This window comes from Fusobacterium sp. (genome assembly GCF_019012925.1).
In the GTDB taxonomy this organism is placed as follows: domain Bacteria; phylum Fusobacteriota; class Fusobacteriia; order Fusobacteriales; family Fusobacteriaceae; genus Fusobacterium_A.
The window spans coordinates 16998-34508 of the sequence record NZ_JAGIRL010000046.1 but is presented as its reverse complement, the minus strand read 5'-3'; the positions used below and the strand labels follow the sequence as shown (position 1 = coordinate 34508).

General features: G+C 31.2%; 16 protein-coding genes. All 16 read right to left on the bottom strand.

Annotation, left to right across the window (positions count from 1 at the left end; genetic code table 11):
• Positions 1-1023, bottom strand: a 1023-nt coding sequence (locus tag QZ286_RS08535; protein WP_291256539.1) for a copper ion binding protein, incomplete at its 3' end; no start/stop codon positions are given.
• Positions 1023-1217, bottom strand: coding sequence for a heavy-metal-associated domain-containing protein (locus QZ286_RS08530; protein ID WP_291256538.1), 195 nt, complete (start codon positions 1215-1217; stop codon positions 1023-1025). The genes QZ286_RS08530 and QZ286_RS08535, both read right to left, overlap by 1 nt.
• A 79-nt stretch (positions 1218-1296) precedes the next feature.
• Positions 1297-2325, bottom strand: a complete 1029-nt coding sequence (locus QZ286_RS08525) for a low specificity L-threonine aldolase (protein ID WP_291256537.1) — start codon at positions 2323-2325, stop codon at positions 1297-1299.
• Between the two features lie 160 nt (positions 2326-2485).
• On the bottom strand, positions 2486-2884 hold the full coding sequence (nusB, locus tag QZ286_RS08520) for a transcription antitermination factor NusB (RefSeq protein WP_291256536.1): 399 nt from the start codon (positions 2882-2884) through the stop codon (positions 2486-2488).
• A 12-nt stretch (positions 2885-2896) separates the two neighbouring features.
• A complete protein-coding gene (locus tag QZ286_RS08515) occupies positions 2897-3118 on the bottom strand; it encodes a DUF2273 domain-containing protein (RefSeq protein WP_291256535.1) in 222 nt (73 codons plus the stop codon).
• Between the two features lie 11 nt (positions 3119-3129).
• Positions 3130-3651 (bottom strand): alkaline shock response membrane anchor protein AmaP, encoded by a 522-nt coding sequence (gene amaP / locus QZ286_RS08510; protein ID WP_291256534.1) that lies wholly within the window; start codon positions 3649-3651, stop codon positions 3130-3132.
• A gap of 51 nt (positions 3652-3702) precedes the next feature.
• Positions 3703-4080: an Asp23/Gls24 family envelope stress response protein gene (locus tag QZ286_RS08505; RefSeq protein WP_291256533.1), complete on the bottom strand. Its 378-nt coding sequence runs from the start codon at positions 4078-4080 to the stop codon at positions 3703-3705.
• A gap of 71 nt (positions 4081-4151) precedes the next feature.
• Positions 4152-5498, bottom strand: a complete 1347-nt coding sequence (accC, locus tag QZ286_RS08500) for an acetyl-CoA carboxylase biotin carboxylase subunit (RefSeq protein ID WP_291256532.1) — start codon at positions 5496-5498, stop codon at positions 4152-4154.
• 34 nt (positions 5499-5532) lie between these two features.
• Positions 5533-5958 carry a biotin/lipoyl-containing protein gene (locus tag QZ286_RS08495; protein ID WP_291256531.1) on the bottom strand — a complete coding sequence of 142 codons (426 nt, stop codon included), beginning with the start codon at positions 5956-5958 and terminating at the stop codon, positions 5533-5535.
• Between the two features lie 67 nt (positions 5959-6025).
• Positions 6026-9442, bottom strand: a complete 3417-nt coding sequence (locus QZ286_RS08490; RefSeq protein WP_291256530.1) for a DNA polymerase III subunit alpha — start codon at positions 9440-9442, stop codon at positions 6026-6028.
• A 104-nt stretch (positions 9443-9546) separates the two neighbouring features.
• Entirely contained in the window at positions 9547-9963 is a 417-nt protein-coding gene (locus tag QZ286_RS08485; protein ID WP_291256529.1) for a septal ring lytic transglycosylase RlpA family protein, read from the bottom strand.
• Between the two features lie 27 nt (positions 9964-9990).
• Positions 9991-10878, bottom strand: coding sequence for a hypothetical protein (locus tag QZ286_RS08480; RefSeq protein WP_291256528.1), 888 nt, complete (start codon positions 10876-10878; stop codon positions 9991-9993).
• Positions 10879-11061: 183 nt separating this feature from the next.
• A complete protein-coding gene (locus tag QZ286_RS08475) occupies positions 11062-14133 on the bottom strand; it encodes an efflux RND transporter permease subunit (protein WP_291256527.1) in 3072 nt (1023 codons plus the stop codon).
• A gap of 9 nt (positions 14134-14142) precedes the next feature.
• On the bottom strand, positions 14143-15261 hold the full coding sequence (locus tag QZ286_RS08470) for an efflux RND transporter periplasmic adaptor subunit (protein WP_291256526.1): 1119 nt from the start codon (positions 15259-15261) through the stop codon (positions 14143-14145).
• A 4-nt stretch (positions 15262-15265) separates the two neighbouring features.
• A complete protein-coding gene (locus QZ286_RS08465) occupies positions 15266-16693 on the bottom strand; it encodes a TolC family protein (protein ID WP_291256525.1) in 1428 nt (475 codons plus the stop codon).
• Positions 16694-16781: 88 nt separating this feature from the next.
• Entirely contained in the window at positions 16782-17381 is a 600-nt protein-coding gene (locus QZ286_RS08460; RefSeq protein WP_291256524.1) for a TetR/AcrR family transcriptional regulator, read from the bottom strand.
• Between the last annotated feature and the right edge of the window lie 130 nt (positions 17382-17511).

Genomic DNA, 17511 nt, shown 5'->3' with positions numbered 1-17511 from the left:
ATCTACAGGAATACTCTCTCCAGGTTTTACTAATACCAATTCTCCTATCTCTACCTCTTCAATATCCACCTGAATAAATTTTCCATCTCTTATTAGAGTTGCCTTTTTACTCTTTAAACTCATCAATTTTTTTATAGCTTCTGATGTTTTTCCCTTACTTATTCCTTCTAAATATTTACCTAAAAGAATAAGAGCTAAGATAACAACTCCAGATTCGTAATAAAGAGCATGTGCATAGTGTACATCTCCTTGAGCTATCTTATAAGTTCCATACAAGCTATATATGATAGCTGACCCTGTACCTGTTGCTATTAAAGAATCCATACTCGGACTTCTCATTATCAACTGTTTTATCCCTACTCTGTAAAATCTTCTTCCTATGTAGATAACAGGTATTGATAAAAATAACTGTATTAATGCAAAATTAAGTGGATTTACATCTGGTGAAATTATACTTGGTACTGGTAATCCAACCATTGTTCCCATTGAGATATAAAAAACAAGAGCTGAAAAGAAAATAGCCAATTTAAACTCTAAAAACTCTCTTTTAAAATGCTGTTGCATCTCAATCTCTTTAGTATCTTCCTCTAACTCTTCATATTTTTTAGCATCATATCCCAATTTTTTTATAACTTCTAATATCTCAGAAAGTTTTATCTTATCAGAGTCATATACAACTCTTCCACGACTATTTGCCAAATTTACTACTACTGAGTCTACACCCTCCTGTTTGGCAACTTTTTTCTCTATTTTATTTACACAAACTTGGCAAGTTATCCCTGAAATCTCTAACTCTACCTCTTTGAGATCTTTCAATTCCTCTATCTCATAACCAAGTTTTTTTACTACCTCTACTATCTTATCATCAGACAGTACGCTTTCATCATAGTTTACTCCCAATTTTCCATTGGATAAATTTACTACTGCTTCACTCATTCCATCTAATTTAGAAAGTTTTTTCTCTATTTTATTTACACAAACTTGGCAGGTTACCCCACCAAGTTGATAATCTTTTTTAGTCATTAAATTACCTCATATCCAGCGTCATCTAATGCTTCTACTATCTTATTAAAATCATAGTCTTCTGCTATCTCAACAGTTGCCTCTCCTATTTTTACTTCTAAAACTTCTACTCCTTCTAATGCCTCTAAAGCTGTCTTAACACTATTTACACAGTGCATACATCCCATACCATCTATTTTTACTACTTTTTTCATAATCTTTACCTCCACATTAAAATATAGGGGTACCCCCCTATATTTATAATATAATTTTTTATCAAAAAAGTCAACTTTTTTATAAAGTTTTTAAATCTTTTATAAGTTCTTTTACATCTTCCTCTCTAGTTGCCCAAGAAGTTACAAATCTAATTGCTGAATTATCTTCATCTACTTTTTCCCAAAACTCATATCTATATTTTTCTCCCAATTTTTCAATTTTTTCATTTGGAAAGATGAAAAACTGTTGATTTGTATATGAATCTGTTTTTAGTTTATACCCTGCTTCTAAAACACCTTTTTTCAAAAGAGTAGCCATCTCATTAGAGTGTTTTCCAACTTGATAGTATCTATCCCCCTCAAATAATTCTGCAAACTGTATTCCTAACAATCTTCCCTTTGCTAAAGTTGCTCCTCTCTGTTTTGTACTACAGAAAAATCCTCTTTCCAACTCTTTGTTAGTTATTACTAGAGCTTCTCCAAATAAAAGTCCACACTTTGTTCCACCTATATAAAATGCATCACAATATTTTGGATAATCTGTCAACTCTATATCATTCTTTTCTGAGGCTAGTGCTGAAGCTAATCTAGCTCCGTCAAGATAGAGATACATTCCAACCTCTTTACAGTAGTTAGAGATACTTACCAACTCATCTTTTGTGTATAATGTACCTAATTCTGTTGGGTTAGAAATATATACCATTCTAGGTTTTACCATATGAAAATCATCTTTATATAGCTCATAACACTCTCTTATCATATCTACATTTATTCTTCCCTCACCATCATTTGGTAATTCAAGAACCTTATGTCCAGTTGCCTCAATAGCTCCAGCCTCATGTATACTAATATGACCTGTATCTGATGCTATTACAGCCTCGTACGGTCTTAAAATATGAGATATTGTTAAAAGATTTGTCTGTGTTCCTCCAACTAATAAACGAACATAACAATCTTCACAACCTATACTTCTCTTTATTGCCTCTATTCCCAACTCTGTATACTCATCTTCCCCATATCCCACTGTCTGTTCTAGATTTGTTTTTAATAGAGCCTCCATAATATAAGGTAATGCTCCCTCACTATAATCATTTTTAAAGCTTATCATACTTATCCTCCTCACCATAGATATTTTTATATATTTAACATTAAAGGAGAAAGCTTTACCTCAGTTTACCAGTGTTTACACAATGATTGTTACAGTAAAATTTTCTCCTTTTTTCACTAAAAAATAGCTATCCTTTAAAAGACAGTAACTATTCCCTATTCTATTTGTTTATTATTTTTGCTAAAACACCGTTTACAAATTCAAAAGTCTTTTCATCTCCATATATTTTAGCAAGTTCAACTACTTCATTTACAACTATCTCATGTGGAGTAGTTTCACATAAAAGCTCATATACAGAGCATTTTAATAAAGCCTTCTCTACATTTCCTATTCTTTCAAAACTCCATCCTGTGATGTTATTATTGATAGTTTCTATTATTTTATCATTGTTCTCTGTAATTCCAGTCATATATTTTTTGATAAAAGCTATCTCATTTTCATTTGTTAAAACTTCATCTCTTTTTAAATAATTTTCTAGAACCTCTTTTGTGCTCTCTTCTTTTAATTCGCTTTCAAAAACTAATTTGAATAACTCTTCTCTTGCTACTCTTCTACTCATTGATTTCCTTTCTTAATCCTCATTTAATTTTTCAGATAATATATTTTTAATTTTTTTAAATTTTTTTACTATTTTAGGACTTCCCAATAGATAACCAAGTATAGTCACCAATAGGATAAAAACTGTTTTAACCACACCTACTGTCACCAATAAAAGTGCTATTATAAATCCATATAAAGCATACAGATATCTCTTTCTATTGTAGATTAAATTTCCTATAATTTCTTCTAACATCTGTATCACCTCTACTCTTCAGAACCACTACTATCTTTTACTGATAATTTAGAGATTTTTACCTCAATAGTTCCAACTTCCAATCCCATCTTATCAGCTAACTTGCTTTTTATCTCATTCTGTATTGATGATGATTTACCTGAGATATTTCCATTTGATAGCATATCTAATCTAACTTTTATGTTAAATTTTCTACTCTTTTTAGAAGTTTCCACTCTTACATTAGAAATTTCTTTATCCTTAGATAATATCTCTCTTATAAAACTTGTAACAGAACCTGATGATATATATACAACTCCATCCTCTGTCTTTATCTCATAATCTTTACTTCTCTCAAACAAAGATAAGAATTTTAAGATAGATATTACAAAGTACAAAGCTGAGATTATAAATACAATTATATCATAGCTTAAAGTTCCAATATAAGTATTGAACTGTACTAAGTATGTAGGAACAACAACATAGACAATTCCAGTTATTGACATCAGAAAAATTCCTAGCCATGCAAAAAAGAATATTATTTTTTTTATCATAATTACCACCTATAATAAAAGATTAGAGGTGCTTTTAACACCTCTATGTAGTTATGCATCTAATTCTTCATCTTCGTTTTCAGAAGGCTCTTCTGTTCTTATCTTTACATCTTGAACATAAACGTTTACTTCTACAACTTTTAGTCCACTTAATTCAGATACAGCCTTTAAAACTACTTTTTGTACCTCGTGAGCTACTTCAGAGATAAGATATCCATACTCTACTATTATGAATACTTCAATACTACACTCTTTCTCTCCTACTTCTACTTTAACTCCATTTGTTGGTCTTTTCTTTCCTAAGATCTTACTAACTTCATCTGCCATTCCACCAGCTAACTTATAAACTCCCTCTACATCAGAAGCTGCTTTAGCCGCTATTGTTTTTACTACATCATCAGATATTCTTATGTTTCCTAATTCACCCATTTGTAACACCTCCGTGTAATCTCTTAATATATTATAACTAATTTTTTCAAAAAAAACTACTATTTATATTATTATTTTTTCGAAAAATTTTCTTCAATGAAATTTGTTGAAGTTTTTCCAGCTAGATATAGCTCATTATTTAACACTTCTAAGTGGAAAGGTATAGTTGTATCTATTCCCTCTATAATATACTCCTCTAATGCTCTTTTCATCTTTGCAATAGCCTCTTCTCTATTTATACCAAAAGATATTAATTTTCCTATCATAGAATCATAATAAGGACTTATCTCATAACCTTGGTATGAGTGAGAGTCAACTCTTATTCCATTTCCTCCTGGTGCTATATATTTTGTGATAACCCCTGGTGAAGGTAAGAAGTTATTTTGTGAATCCTCAGCATTTATTCTACACTCAATAGCGTGTCCAAAAAGTACTATGTCATCTTGAGTTATATTTAATTTTGCTCCACAAGCTATTTGAATCTGAAGTTTTATAATATCAAGCCCTGTTACCATCTCAGTAATAGTATGCTCAACTTGAATTCTTGTATTCATCTCCATAAAGTAGAAATTATTATCCTTGTCAACTAAGAACTCCAATGTCCCTGCTGAATCATAATTTATCGCCTTTGCCAGTGTTACTGCTGCCTCTCCCATAGCCTTTCTCACATGATAAGGTAATGAGAATGAAGGTGCTTCTTCTATTAATTTTTGGTGTCTTCTCTGGATAGAACAATCTCTCTCTCCTAGATATATTACATTTCCATGTTTATCCCCTAAGATTTGAATCTCTATATGTCTAGGATTTTCTACAAATTTTTCTATATATACATCTGGGTTTCCAAAAGCTGCTCCTGCTTCAGTTTGAGCTGCTACAATGTTAGTTTCTAACTCCTCATCATTTCTAGCAATTCTCATTCCCTTTCCTCCACCACCAGCTGTGGCTTTGATCATAACAGGGTAAGTTATTCTCTCGTTTACCTCTTTTTTAGCCTCTTCTATGCTTCTTACTATTCCTGTTCCGTTAGTTAAAGGTACATTATTTGCAATTGCTGTAGCTCTTGCTGTAGCCTTATCTCCCATCTTAGTTATACACTCTGCTCTTGGTCCAATAAACGTTATATTATGTTCCTCACAGATTGAAGAGAACTTTGCATTCTCTGATAAAAATCCATATCCAGGGTGAATAGCATCTGCTCCTGTTATCTCTGCAGCTGCTATTATATTTGGAACCTTCAAATATGATTCTGTACTTGATACTCCACCTATACACACTGCCTCATCAGCAAGTCTTACGTGTAAACTATCTTTATCTGCAACAGAGTATACAGCAACTGTCTTTATTCCTAGCTCTTTTGCTGCTCTTATTATTCTTACAGCAATCTCTCCCCTGTTAGCAATAAGTATTTTTTTAAACATTATTTTTTCCTCCTGATAATCCAAGATATTTCGATTATGAAATTCTTACTTTTATTAATGGTCTTCCATAATCTACAGGATCACCACTATTTATATATATCTCTTCTATTATTCCTGACACTCTTGCTACAACAGGAAGAGCAACTCCAACAGCTACTACCTCTCCTAGCTCCTGTCCCTCTTTTATTTGTTGTCCGACAATGATTTTAGGAGTTCCATCTTTTTTTACATAGTTGTATATTCCTATATGTTCAGAAACAACATCTTTAATATTTTCTGCCTCTTTTTTTACCTCTACACTTTTTTTCGCCTTTGGTTTTGGAGCATTGATCTTTTCCTCTGGAGTTAAATATCCTTTTATATTAATCTTTATATCAGATGTCTCTAATGATATTTCTGTAAGTTTCTTTTCCTGAAGAATTTTCATCAATTCTTCCACTGTATTCATATCACCCTTCATAAATTCCTCCTCATTTTTTATATATTTTACCACTAACTCCCATTTATTTCAATAAAAATTACATATGTTATTTTACTACTATCTTATCCTCTCCCATTAAAGAAGCGATCTCATCTAAGAAACTTTTGTCTAATACAACTGAATACTTACTCTTCTTCACCTCTTTTTGTTCCTTATTTTTTATAGCAAAAAATACATCTGTTGTTCCATTTGAACCTTTTAAAATATCTTTTAATCTACTAAATTTTTCTCTGTCCTCTTCTGTCATTAAGATATATAATTTCAAATTTTTCTCTCTTATAATATCCTCTAAAAACTTTAATTTTCTAACAATTAATTTTTTATTCTCCACACCTTTAAAATAATCAATCTGAATGCTTCCCTCTATATATACAGCCTTTCCCTCTAAAAGTATGTGAGCACTATTTTCATAATCATTTGGAAATATTACACAATCTATCCTATCATAATAATCCTCTAACTGGAATACTCCCATTATTTTCCCTGAATTTTTAGTAACTATTTTTTTTATCTCTCTCAATATTCCACAACACTTTATTTTAGGTGCATTTTTCTCCTCTTTTATCTCATTTATTGATGAAAGTTTAAATAACTTTATCAATCTTCTGTAATTATCCAAAGGGTGAGCACTGAAATAAAATCCTAAATACTCCTTCTCTTTAGCCAATAACTCCTCTGATGAAAACTCCTGTAATTGAGGTAAATTAAAAGCTCCTAAAGATGATTTTGCCTCTCCAAATAAGTTCATCTGTTGAATATCGTCCTCTTTTAATTTCCTATTTGAATACTCTATAATCTTATCTATAGATTCAAATTTTTCCTTTCTATTTCCAGGTAAACTATCTAAAGCTCCAGCTAATATAAGAGATTCCAAAGCTTTTTTATTCAATCCATACTGCTTTGTCCTCAAAACAAAATCCTCTAAATTTTTATACTCTCCATTTTTTTCATACTCTTCCAATATTTTTTCAGAGATCCCCTCTCCTACATTTTTTATAGCTGAGAGTGCAAATACAACACCATCACCATCTACTATAAATTTTGAACTAGCTCTATTTATATCTGGCAAATATAATTTTAAATTATGTAATTTTGCATCCTCTACATAGTAGGCCACATTCTCTATATGTGACATCTCTGAAGTCATAAGAGCTGCATAGTAATGCTTTATATAATGAGCTTTAAAATACGCTGTCCAATAAGCTATAAGAGCATATGCTGCAGAGTGAGATTTATTAAAACCATAACCTGCAAATTTATCAATCAATTCAAACATCTCAAATGCCTTGTCTTCACTATATCCATTTGCAATTGAACGTGTTATAAATTTTTCTCTATTCTCCTCCATTATCTGAATATTCTTTTTTCCCATAGCTCTTCTTAAAAGATCTGCTTCTCCTAAAGAGTAACCAGCCATTATATTGGCTATCTTCATTACCTGCTCCTGATAAAGAATAACTCCATAAGTCTCTTTCAAAGTCTGCTCTAAACTTGGGTGTGGATATTTTATCTCTATTTTTCCATTTTTTCCATTGATAAATTCATCTACCATTCCTGATCCTAAAGGTCCTGGTCTATAGAGTGCTAATAGAGCTATTATATCCTCAAATTTATCTGGTCTTAATTTCTTTAAAATTTTTCTAATTCCCATAGACTCTAATTGAAATACTCCGGAAGTGTCACCTCTTGAGAGCATATCATAAACTTTTTTAGAATTGAGTGGAATATCCTCTAGTCTGATCTCCTCTCCTAAGTCTTCTTTTATATAATCAATTGTTCTTTGAAGATTTGTTAGATTTCTCAATCCTAAAAAATCCATCTTTAAAAGTCCTAAATCTTCCAACTCTTTCATCTGATATTGAGTAGATACAACTTTATTCTTACTATCTCTATACAGTGGCACTGTCTCCGTTAAAGAATCTTTTGTTATCACTATTCCTGCTGCGTGTACAGAAGCGTGTCTCACCTTATTCTCTATTCTTGAAGAAATATCTATAACTTTTTGTAGTTCTCTATCCTCAAGATATTGATGTCTAAACTCTTCAACATTTTCTAAAGTCTGTTTTATAGTGTAATTGAAAGGTACCAATTTAGCTATATTATCTATCTTATTTAATGGTGTATTCAAAACTCTACCTACATCTCTTATTGCCGCCCTTGCTTTCATTGTTCCAAAAGTTATAATTTGAGCAACTTTATCAGCTCCATACTTGTGAATAACATAGTCTATTACCTCTTGTCTTCTCTCCTGACAAATATCTATATCTATATCTGGCATAGATATTCTCTCTGGATTTAAGAATCTTTCAAAAATAAGATTATATTTCAATGGATCCAATTGAGTTATACCTAGAGCATAAGCTATTAGAGATCCTGCTGCTGAACCCCTTCCTGGTCCTATAGGTATATTTTTTCGCCTTGCAAAATCTATAAAATCCCATACAACAACAAAATAACCAGCATACCCCATTTTCTCTATTATTCCTAACTCATACTCAACTCTCTCCACTATACTTTCAGTAAGTCCATGAGGATATCTTCTATCCAAACCAAAATATACTAATTTTCTTAGAAACTCCTCTATTGACTTAACACAACTTGGAATCTTATACTCTGGAAACTTAAAGTGTCCAAACTCTATATCCACATTACATCTTTCTGCAATAGTTATTGTATTATCAATTGCCTCTAAATACTTATCTCCTAATTGAGATAGTATCTGCTCCCTGCTCTTTAAAAATAACTCCTCTGTCTCTATTCTCATTCTATTCTGATCACTGACTTTAGCACCAGTCTGTACACAGATAAGAATATCTTGTAATGTGTGTTCTCCTTCATTTACATAGTGAGTATCATTTGTTGCCACCAGTTCTAAAGAACTACTCTTAGCTAGATCATAGAGCTTTTCATTTAATTCAAACTGCTCCTTTATCCCATTTGCTTGTACTTCTATATAAAAATTCTCCCTACCAAAAATATCTATGTACTCAGCAATAGCCTTTGAAATATTTTCAGTTGGCTCCATATCTAAAATCCTTCTTGAAATCTCTCCCTGCATACATGCAGATAGAGCTATAATTCCCTCACTATGCTCCTTTAGAAATCTCTTGTCCACTCTAGGTTTGTAATAAAATCCATCAATAAAACTTGCTGAACTAATCTTTAAAAGATTTTTGTATCCAATATTATTTTTTGCTAGTAAGATAAGATGAAAATTACGTCCCTCTCTATCTTCCATATTATTCTCACTTACATATGCTTCTAATCCTATAATTGGCTTTATCCCTTTTTTTCTAGCTTTCTTATAAAACTCCAAAGCTCCAAATAGGTTTCCGTGATCTGTTATAGCAATAGCTTGCATATTTAGCTCTTTTGCTCTATCTAAATAATCATCTATCTTCCCTACTCCATCAAGGAGGCTATACTCAGTATGAAGATGTAAATGTACAAAGTTTTTTATCATAATTTTACCCTCCTTTTTTATACAATTATACCACATTATAAGCTTTACAGAGAAAATTTTTATTTTAATTTTAATACAAAAAAGGAGCTTTAAAGCTCCCTTTTTTATATACCTTCTGTATATCTCTTATAATCTTCTGATGTAAAATGTGGCTTACCATGTTTGTATTTAAAGGTATGTTTCTTACTCAAAACCTCTATCTCTACATCTAATAAGCCGTGTCCAGATGAAGCTATTTGAAGAAATGCTGATTTACTCAAATCTATCTTTCTTCCATATTTAGCAAAACCACCTCTATCTGTCACAACAACTACAACTGATTTTTTATTTTTTTTATTCGTAACTTTTAATACAGTTCCAAACGGATGCTCATTTGATGCACAAGTCAATTGATTAGAATCATAGACATACCCACTGGCTGTCAAGCTTCCTTCAAATCCCTTTCCATACCAACTAGCTATTTCCGCCGAACTACAAGCCGTCAATATTAACATTGTCAATACTATTAAACCTTTTCTCACATTCCCCCCTTATTCAAAACACTATATTTAATTAGTTTTATCTACCTGTTTTTGAAGTTTATCAAAAACTTTTTCTGCTTTTTCTTCAAGTTTTTTTATCTCTTTTCTATCTTTTACTGTTATATTTTTATTTAATTTCTCTGCTATTATCTCATTTTCTAATTCAATGGAATAATCTACAAGTTTATTTATACTGTCATCACTATATTTTTCTATCTCTCCATCTAGTTCTGTTAAAGCTTCATCTATTTCATTTAAATAACTTCTATCTTCTAAATTAAGCTCCAACATAATATCATCAGAAAGATATTTTACTCTTCCACTAGGATAATACTCTAATGTATACATTCCCTCTTTATTCTCTAATATCTCTTTTTCATTAAATCTTTTAACTGGTTCTGAACTATTATTTTCATACCCGTATTTTTTTGCCAAATTATATAATTCTAAGGCTATATTTAAATCTTCTTGTGGTATCAACTTATTTGCTTTCTCATTATAAGTAAATATCTGATTTGTATTAACCTTTATATAATCCCCATCTTTCTCTGTCTCTATTTTTACTTTAATTTCACCATTTGAAACAACGATTACCTTTCCTTGTTTTGTTTCTCCCTCTACTTTCCAACTAGCCTCTTTTATATCTTGAGGAACAACAACACTTCCTTGATTTAGTAAAAATAAAACCTCATCTTTACTAGCAAATTTTAATAAAAATAATATCTCTTTACTCATTAAAATACTATCATTTAACTTATACATCTCCCCAGCTTTAATATTATCCTTAACATACTCTTCAACTGATGATCCATCTGAAAATGCCATCTCTTTCACTGAATTAATATAATCCTCATCACTGGAACAACCTGTTAAAAATAACAATAAACTTATGAAAATAGCTATAACCTTTTTCATGATATCGCCCCCTCTTATAGAGATATTAACTCATAAAAACTCTATTGTCAATAGAAGCAATTTGTTAAAAATAATTTAATTTTTTTATAATATGAATATACTCTCTCGATAAATAAAAAACTACCTCTAATATATAACTTCCTAAAAAGGCATATATCAAAGATAGTTTTCTTTTAAATCAAATTAATCTTTACCTGCTGAATTACTTGGTGGATAGATCTTATTAACTGTAGCATATATTACTGGGAATATAAATAAAGTAAGTACAGTTGAAGCAAACAGACCAAAAGTTATTGTAGCAGCCATATCTCCATATAGAGGATCCCATAGTAATGGAATCATTCCGAATATTGTTGTAAGTGCTGCTAGTCCAACTGCTCTTATTCTACTGATTGCTGAATCTATCAAAGCTCTAAATTTATCTTTTTTCAATACATCTATCTCGTAGTTTATCTCATCCATCAAAACAATCACATTTTTTATCATCATTCCTGTAAGTGAAAGAACCCCAATTATAGACATAAATCCAAAACTTCTTCCTGTTAAAAATAATCCTGGTGCTATTCCTATCATAGCTAGTGGTAGTGTAATTCCTATCAATATTGGTGTCTTTAAATTTACAAATAGTAATACACAGATTACAAACATCATTATTGTCGGTATTGGAGTTGCTTCAAGTATAGCTCTATTATTCTTATTTTGCTCCTCATACTCTCCTAACCACATCATTTTATACCCTTTAGGTATCTGCATCTTATTTATTTGAGCTTTAAAATCATCTCTTACACTTTCAGCTGAAACTCCAACTGGAACATCACACTGTACAGTTATATTTCTCTCTCTATCTCTTCTCCAAATCTGTCCCTCTTTAAAGACAAACTCTCCTCCATTTATAACTGAAGACAGTGGTTGAGCCTCTATATTCACTCCCCAAATTGGAGTTTGCTCTATATTAGTAAGTTGATTTTTACTTGCTCCACTCTTCTCTTTCAATAGAATAGTTACTCTTTCATCATCTTCTCCTATTCTACCTATTGGCATACCCTCACCTGTTCTCATCAATCCTGTTGCCAAATCAATAGGAGTTATATTTCCTCTTTTTCCCTTACCTTGTGAGTAGTCTGCTTCCCAAGATAGTAGCTTATTTCTCCAACTTGTTTTTATATTCAAAGCTCTTGGAGATGTTCTCATTATACTCATAGCTTCATCTGCTAAAGATCTAAGTACCTTCGGATCTGGTCCTGAAAATGAGATCTCTATTGGATATTGTGTAGGAACTCCATTTGGATATTTTTTCACATTTATCATAACCCCTGGAAGATTTTTATTTGCATATTCTACAGCCTTTGCTCCTACCCTATTTACATCTTCCAATTTTTTCACATTTAGAATTAATTCAGCAAAAGATGTATTTGGCATCTCTGGAATTGTAGAAGTATAGTATCTAGCTGGAGAAGCTCCTACAGCATCAGTTATATTTACTACTCCTTCATCTTTTAATAGATACTCCCCTAACTCTCTTGAAGCTTTTTCAACTACACTTATATTACTTCCCTCTGCTGTCCAAAGACTAATTGTAAATCCTTTTTTATCAGAATCAGGGAAAAATGTTTTAGGAATTTTTATAAATAGTAAACAACTTCCTAAAAATACTCCTGCTAATACAGTAAGAACTAATTTTCTCTTATCCAATAGATAGTACAAAATTTTATTTGCTTTTACATAGAATTTTTTCTCTCTATCACTTACTGGTTTTACCCCTTCACCTTCCAAATATAGCTTACAATATACTGGAATTTGAGTTAAACATAATACCCAGCTCAGCATCAGTGATATTCCTATTACCCAGAAAGATGAACTTACATATTCACCTACATAAGTTGGCATAAGAGTTCCTGGTAAAAATGCTAAGGCTGCTATTATAGTCGCTCCCAATAGTGGTATAGCTGGTTTATATGTAGCTTCTTTTAGAGATTCTTCCATTCCCAATCCCTTATTTCTATTTACCAATACTCCATCTACTATTACTATTGAGTTATCTACTAGCATTCCCATAGCTATTATGAATGAACCTAAAGATACTCTTTGCATATCTATCTTCATTCCATACATAAATATCAATGTTCCTAAAATAGATAGTATCAAGCCACTACCTATTATCAATCCACTTCTCATTCCCATAGTGAAAAGTAGTACTCCCACTACTGTAATAACTGAAATAATTAGGTTTATAACAAAATTATCTATAGCTGAACTTACCAATTCTGGCTGATAATATACCTTCTCTATATTTATTCCTACCGGGATCTTCTCTTTTAACTCTTCAATTTTTTTATCTATCTTTTTTCCTGTCTCTACTACATTTGTTCCCTTTTCAGGAGAAAGAGAGACACCCATAGCCATTTTATTATTAAAGTACATCTTTTGTGTGATTGGTTCTATGTATCCTTTTTCTATAGTTGCCACATCTTTTAATCTCACAATTTGATTACTTCCATCTGGAAATTTTCCTGAAAAAACAACTAAATTTCCTAGATCTTCAGCATTTTTAATCTCATTGTTAAATCTGATCGGAACACGAAGATTTCCATAATCAATGACCCCTCCACCAGATAAGAGATTCTCTCCCAATAGAGACATTGCTATTATCTTCATATTCAAGTTCATTTCACTGACTTTTTCTCTATCTATGATTACATTGAGTGCATCATTTACTTTTCCAAATTCAGCAGATTTAGTAACTCCAGGAATTGAGCTCAACTCTTTTGTTATATATTCTGTATATTTTTTTAGTTCTGAATATGAGTAACCATCACTTGTTACAGCTAAAAATATACCATATACATCACCATAATCATCCAATACTAATGGTGGTAAAGTTCCCATTGGAAGTCCTAATTTTGCATCATTTACCTTTTTTCTAAGATTATCCCAGTACTGATCAACTTGATCTGTCGGAACTCCCTCATCAAGCTTTACCTTTACCTCTGAATAACCTGGCTTAGATACACTTTGTATAAAATCTACATTTGATAATTTACTTACTGCATCTTCTATTTTAGTAGTTACCTGTAATTCCACTGTATGTGCATCAGCTTCTGGATAGATTGTTATTACTAGAGCCTCTTTTATTTTAAACTCCGGATCCTCTAATTTTCCTAATTTATTATAGGAGAATAGCCCCCCTACAACGAGAAGAAAAACTAAAAATCTTATAACTACTGTATTTTTTATTGAGTAATCTATAAATTTCATTCTCTCCTCCTATAAAACATTACCAACATTTGTCTTTGTAAAAGCATCTACTTCATTTACTTTCTGACCCTCTGTTAACTCATGAACTCCTCTAATAACTATCTTATCTCCAACTGTTACTCCTTTTACTAACATTGTACCGTTATTATAAGGTGATAACATAGTGACCTCTGTACTCTTTACCTCTCCATCTTTATATAGCCACACTCTGCTCTTTCCATCTTTTTCAAAAATAGCTTCTGCTGGGATTATAACCTCCTTACTCTGAGCAGTAACATCATAAGCTATCCTCACTATTCCCATTGCATCTACTAAAAGTTGAGAACTATCTCCTGTGAAAGTGTATGTTACTGGATATGTCATCTTCCCTATATTTTTTACCTTTCCTATATCAGCTACCTCTAAAGGATAGTGTTTATTTTCAAAAATAAACTCCCCTTTTCCATTCTCTATCTTTTCAAAATCTCTTCCTGAAATATTTATTCTCACTTTTTTATCCCCTGAAGAAGCCATTGCTACAACTGGAATTCCACCACTGACAACATTTCCTTCTCCTGCAAATTTTTTACTGATATATCCTGTATACGGAGCTTTTAAAACTGTATCTTGTAGCTGATTTTTGCTATTCTCTATCCCTTGTAAAGACTCTTGATATTGTGAATATGCTGCCATCTCAGCTCCACTTGTTGCTCTCATAGCTGCTAAAGCCTCATCATAGCTTTTCTTAGGTATAGTTTTCTCTTTATATAAAACCTCTACTCTCTGATACTGCTTTTTAGCATTATCAGCTATTGCCTTAGCTGAATCATACATATTTTTGGCTATCTTACTCTTATTTTCAAAAGCTTTAAGTTGTACTTCATAATCTCTTGTATCCATTTTTGCTATTACATCATCTTTTTTTACATAGCTTCCAACCTCTACTTCCATTTTCTTTATAGATCCTGCCACCTTAAAAGATAGTATAGATTGGTTATCAGCTTCAACTATTGCTGGATATTCATAGTATAAATTTTCTGGAACTTTTGCTACAATTGCTGTCTCCACTGGTCTTATTATCTCTTTTGTCTCTTTTTTACAACCACTTAACAATACTCCAAATATCAATGCCACATATCTTAACTTCATAAACTTATTTTCCTCCTCTTAAAGGGTTATTTCCCATAGCTATACTCAATGCTCCATAAGCCATCTCATACTGATACTGTGCTTTCTCTTTTAGACTAAGTGCTATATTATATTCAGCTAATGCTTTATAATACTCCTCTTCTCCTATCATTTCCACTCTTTTTTCAGCACTTTTTTGTTTTAATCTTCCCATCTCAGCCTGATAATTTTTTTCTGCCATATTTAAAAATTCTTGAGCTGTTTCTACATTATCATAAGCTCTTGTTACCTCTAAGACAGTTGTCATAAACTGTTTCTCTAGAGTTAACTCTCCTATCTTCTCTCTTCTCACAGCTTTTTTATACTCATTTACATTTTTAAAACCATTAAATATACTCAAAACTCCGCTTACATGTCCAAATAGGAAATCAGGATCAGCTAATGTTGAGTTGCTATTATTTAAATAACCTCCCCCTAAAATTATTTTTGGTAAGAAGTTAGTTATTGCAATCTTCTTTATATCAGTATTTATCTCTTTCCCTTTTTCTCTAATTTTAAGTAATTCATTTCCATTTAGTGAATTATATACACACTCTTCAAGTGATGGTAGTTCCACTACTTTTGTATCAATTTTTTCTAAAACAATATCCTCTTGTAAGTTTAAGTTAAGAGTTCTTTTTAACTTCATTTTAGCTATTTTTAACTCTCTCTCATTTTTATTTAAAGATATCTTTTGACTTTCAACTAAAGTTTGAACTTTTTTTAACTCCCAATCTAAAATACCCTCAACTTTTAGAGATACTTCTGCTTTTCTCTCCAACTCTTCAGAGGATTTTAGATTGTTTACTAGAGTCTCTCTCTCTGACTCTAGTGCTAATATATAGAAGTATTCACTCATCACCTGTAATTGCAACATCTTATCAGCAAAGCTCTCAGCCAACTTGCTTATATCCTCACCTTTTTTTCTAGCACTATATAGATACCAAGTAGATGGAACAAATATCGGTATCTGAGCAGCTATTCCTACAGTTTGAAAACTCTCATCTACAAGTTTTGTTTCTATTGATTTTGGTAATTTAGATAATAGTCCTCCTATTTCAGGTGGCAATGGCAATGCTGATGGTAATGGTGGTAATGAAGGTAATCCCATCTCCAAATTGATAGGGTCATCTAGCTTTGTATAATTTGCACCCAATGTTATAGAGGGTAAAAAATTTCCAAAGGCTATCTTTCTATCTAAACTTGCTATCTCTGTTTCTAGTCTTTTAATTCTTAAATCTAAGTTTCTATCTCTAGCTATCTCTATCACTTCATCTAGAGATAGTGATATACCATATTTTTGTAGGTACTCTCTCTCTTCCTGTACAGTTACTAGTTTTTTATCTTTTGGTTTATTATTACTACATCCAAATAAGAATAAAATCAAAAAAACTATTAAACTCTTTATTTTCATTTTCTCCTCCTTTTAGACCTAAGAGTCTAGTTTTTATTATATTAAATATTTTTAAATATTTTTTGACAAGATTATAAAGAATTTTATACTAATCCCTTTCACATATTCCATAAAGTATTATGTCAATCCATTTTTCTGCTGTCTTTTCATACTCCAAAGAGATATCGTTTCCCTCCTCTAAACTTTCCATTTTTTTGTGAAATTTCTCATTTAACATATTTTGCACTACATCTAACAGAAATATTATCTCTTCCGGTTTCAATCCATATCTTATCTTAATTTTCTGTAAAATCTTCATTGAAAAATTATAGTTTAATTCATCTAAACTTTTTGTTATTCTTTTTATCTCTTTCTCTAAATGTTTAGGCATTCTCAACAAAGTATTAAAAAATATTCTCTTTAACATTGGATTCTCTCTAAAAAAATTGTATCTAATCTCAAAAAAGCTTTTTATCTCCTCTTTCCAGTTATCACTTGAGATTAAATTATCTTTATAATAGCTCGTCATTACATCATAGCAATACCTAATACATAGTAGATAAAGTTCATCCTTATCTTTAAAATGATGATACATCACTCCCTTAGATATATTTCCTTCACTACAAATTCTATTTATTGATGAGTTTTCATAACTATAATTGGCAAACTCATTTAAAGCTACTTGAAGTATCTTAAATCTCGCTATCATACTCTTATTCTTCTGTGTCATTATTCTTTAATCTCCCCCTTAAAAAATAGACTTATTAGTTTAATTTTATTATGATATAATATTAACATATTTACAATATTTTCTCTACTATATTTTACTTTTTAGGAGG

Coding starts and splice junctions, on each gene's coding strand:
- QZ286_RS08530 (WP_291256538.1), bottom strand. CDS start 1,217: ATGAAAAAAGTAGTAAAAATAGATGGTATGGGATGTATGCACTGTGTA.
- QZ286_RS08525 (WP_291256537.1), bottom strand. CDS start 2,325: ATGATAAGCTTTAAAAATGATTATAGTGAGGGAGCATTACCTTATATT.
- nusB (WP_291256536.1), bottom strand. CDS start 2,884: ATGAGTAGAAGAGTAGCAAGAGAAGAGTTATTCAAATTAGTTTTTGAA.
- QZ286_RS08515 (WP_291256535.1), bottom strand. CDS start 3,118: ATGTTAGAAGAAATTATAGGAAATTTAATCTACAATAGAAAGAGATAT.
- amaP (WP_291256534.1), bottom strand. CDS start 3,651: ATGATAAAAAAAATAATATTCTTTTTTGCATGGCTAGGAATTTTTCTG.
- QZ286_RS08505 (WP_291256533.1), bottom strand. CDS start 4,080: ATGGGTGAATTAGGAAACATAAGAATATCTGATGATGTAGTAAAAACA.
- accC (WP_291256532.1), bottom strand. CDS start 5,498: ATGTTTAAAAAAATACTTATTGCTAACAGGGGAGAGATTGCTGTAAGA.
- QZ286_RS08495 (WP_291256531.1), bottom strand. CDS start 5,958: ATGAAGGGTGATATGAATACAGTGGAAGAATTGATGAAAATTCTTCAG.
- QZ286_RS08490 (WP_291256530.1), bottom strand. CDS start 9,442: ATGATAAAAAACTTTGTACATTTACATCTTCATACTGAGTATAGCCTC.
- QZ286_RS08480 (WP_291256528.1), bottom strand. CDS start 10,878: ATGAAAAAGGTTATAGCTATTTTCATAAGTTTATTGTTATTTTTAACA.
- QZ286_RS08475 (WP_291256527.1), bottom strand. CDS start 14,133: ATGAAATTTATAGATTACTCAATAAAAAATACAGTAGTTATAAGATTT.
- QZ286_RS08470 (WP_291256526.1), bottom strand. CDS start 15,261: ATGAAGTTAAGATATGTGGCATTGATATTTGGAGTATTGTTAAGTGGT.
- QZ286_RS08465 (WP_291256525.1), bottom strand. CDS start 16,693: ATGAAAATAAAGAGTTTAATAGTTTTTTTGATTTTATTCTTATTTGGA.
- QZ286_RS08460 (WP_291256524.1), bottom strand. CDS start 17,381: ATGATAGCGAGATTTAAGATACTTCAAGTAGCTTTAAATGAGTTTGCC.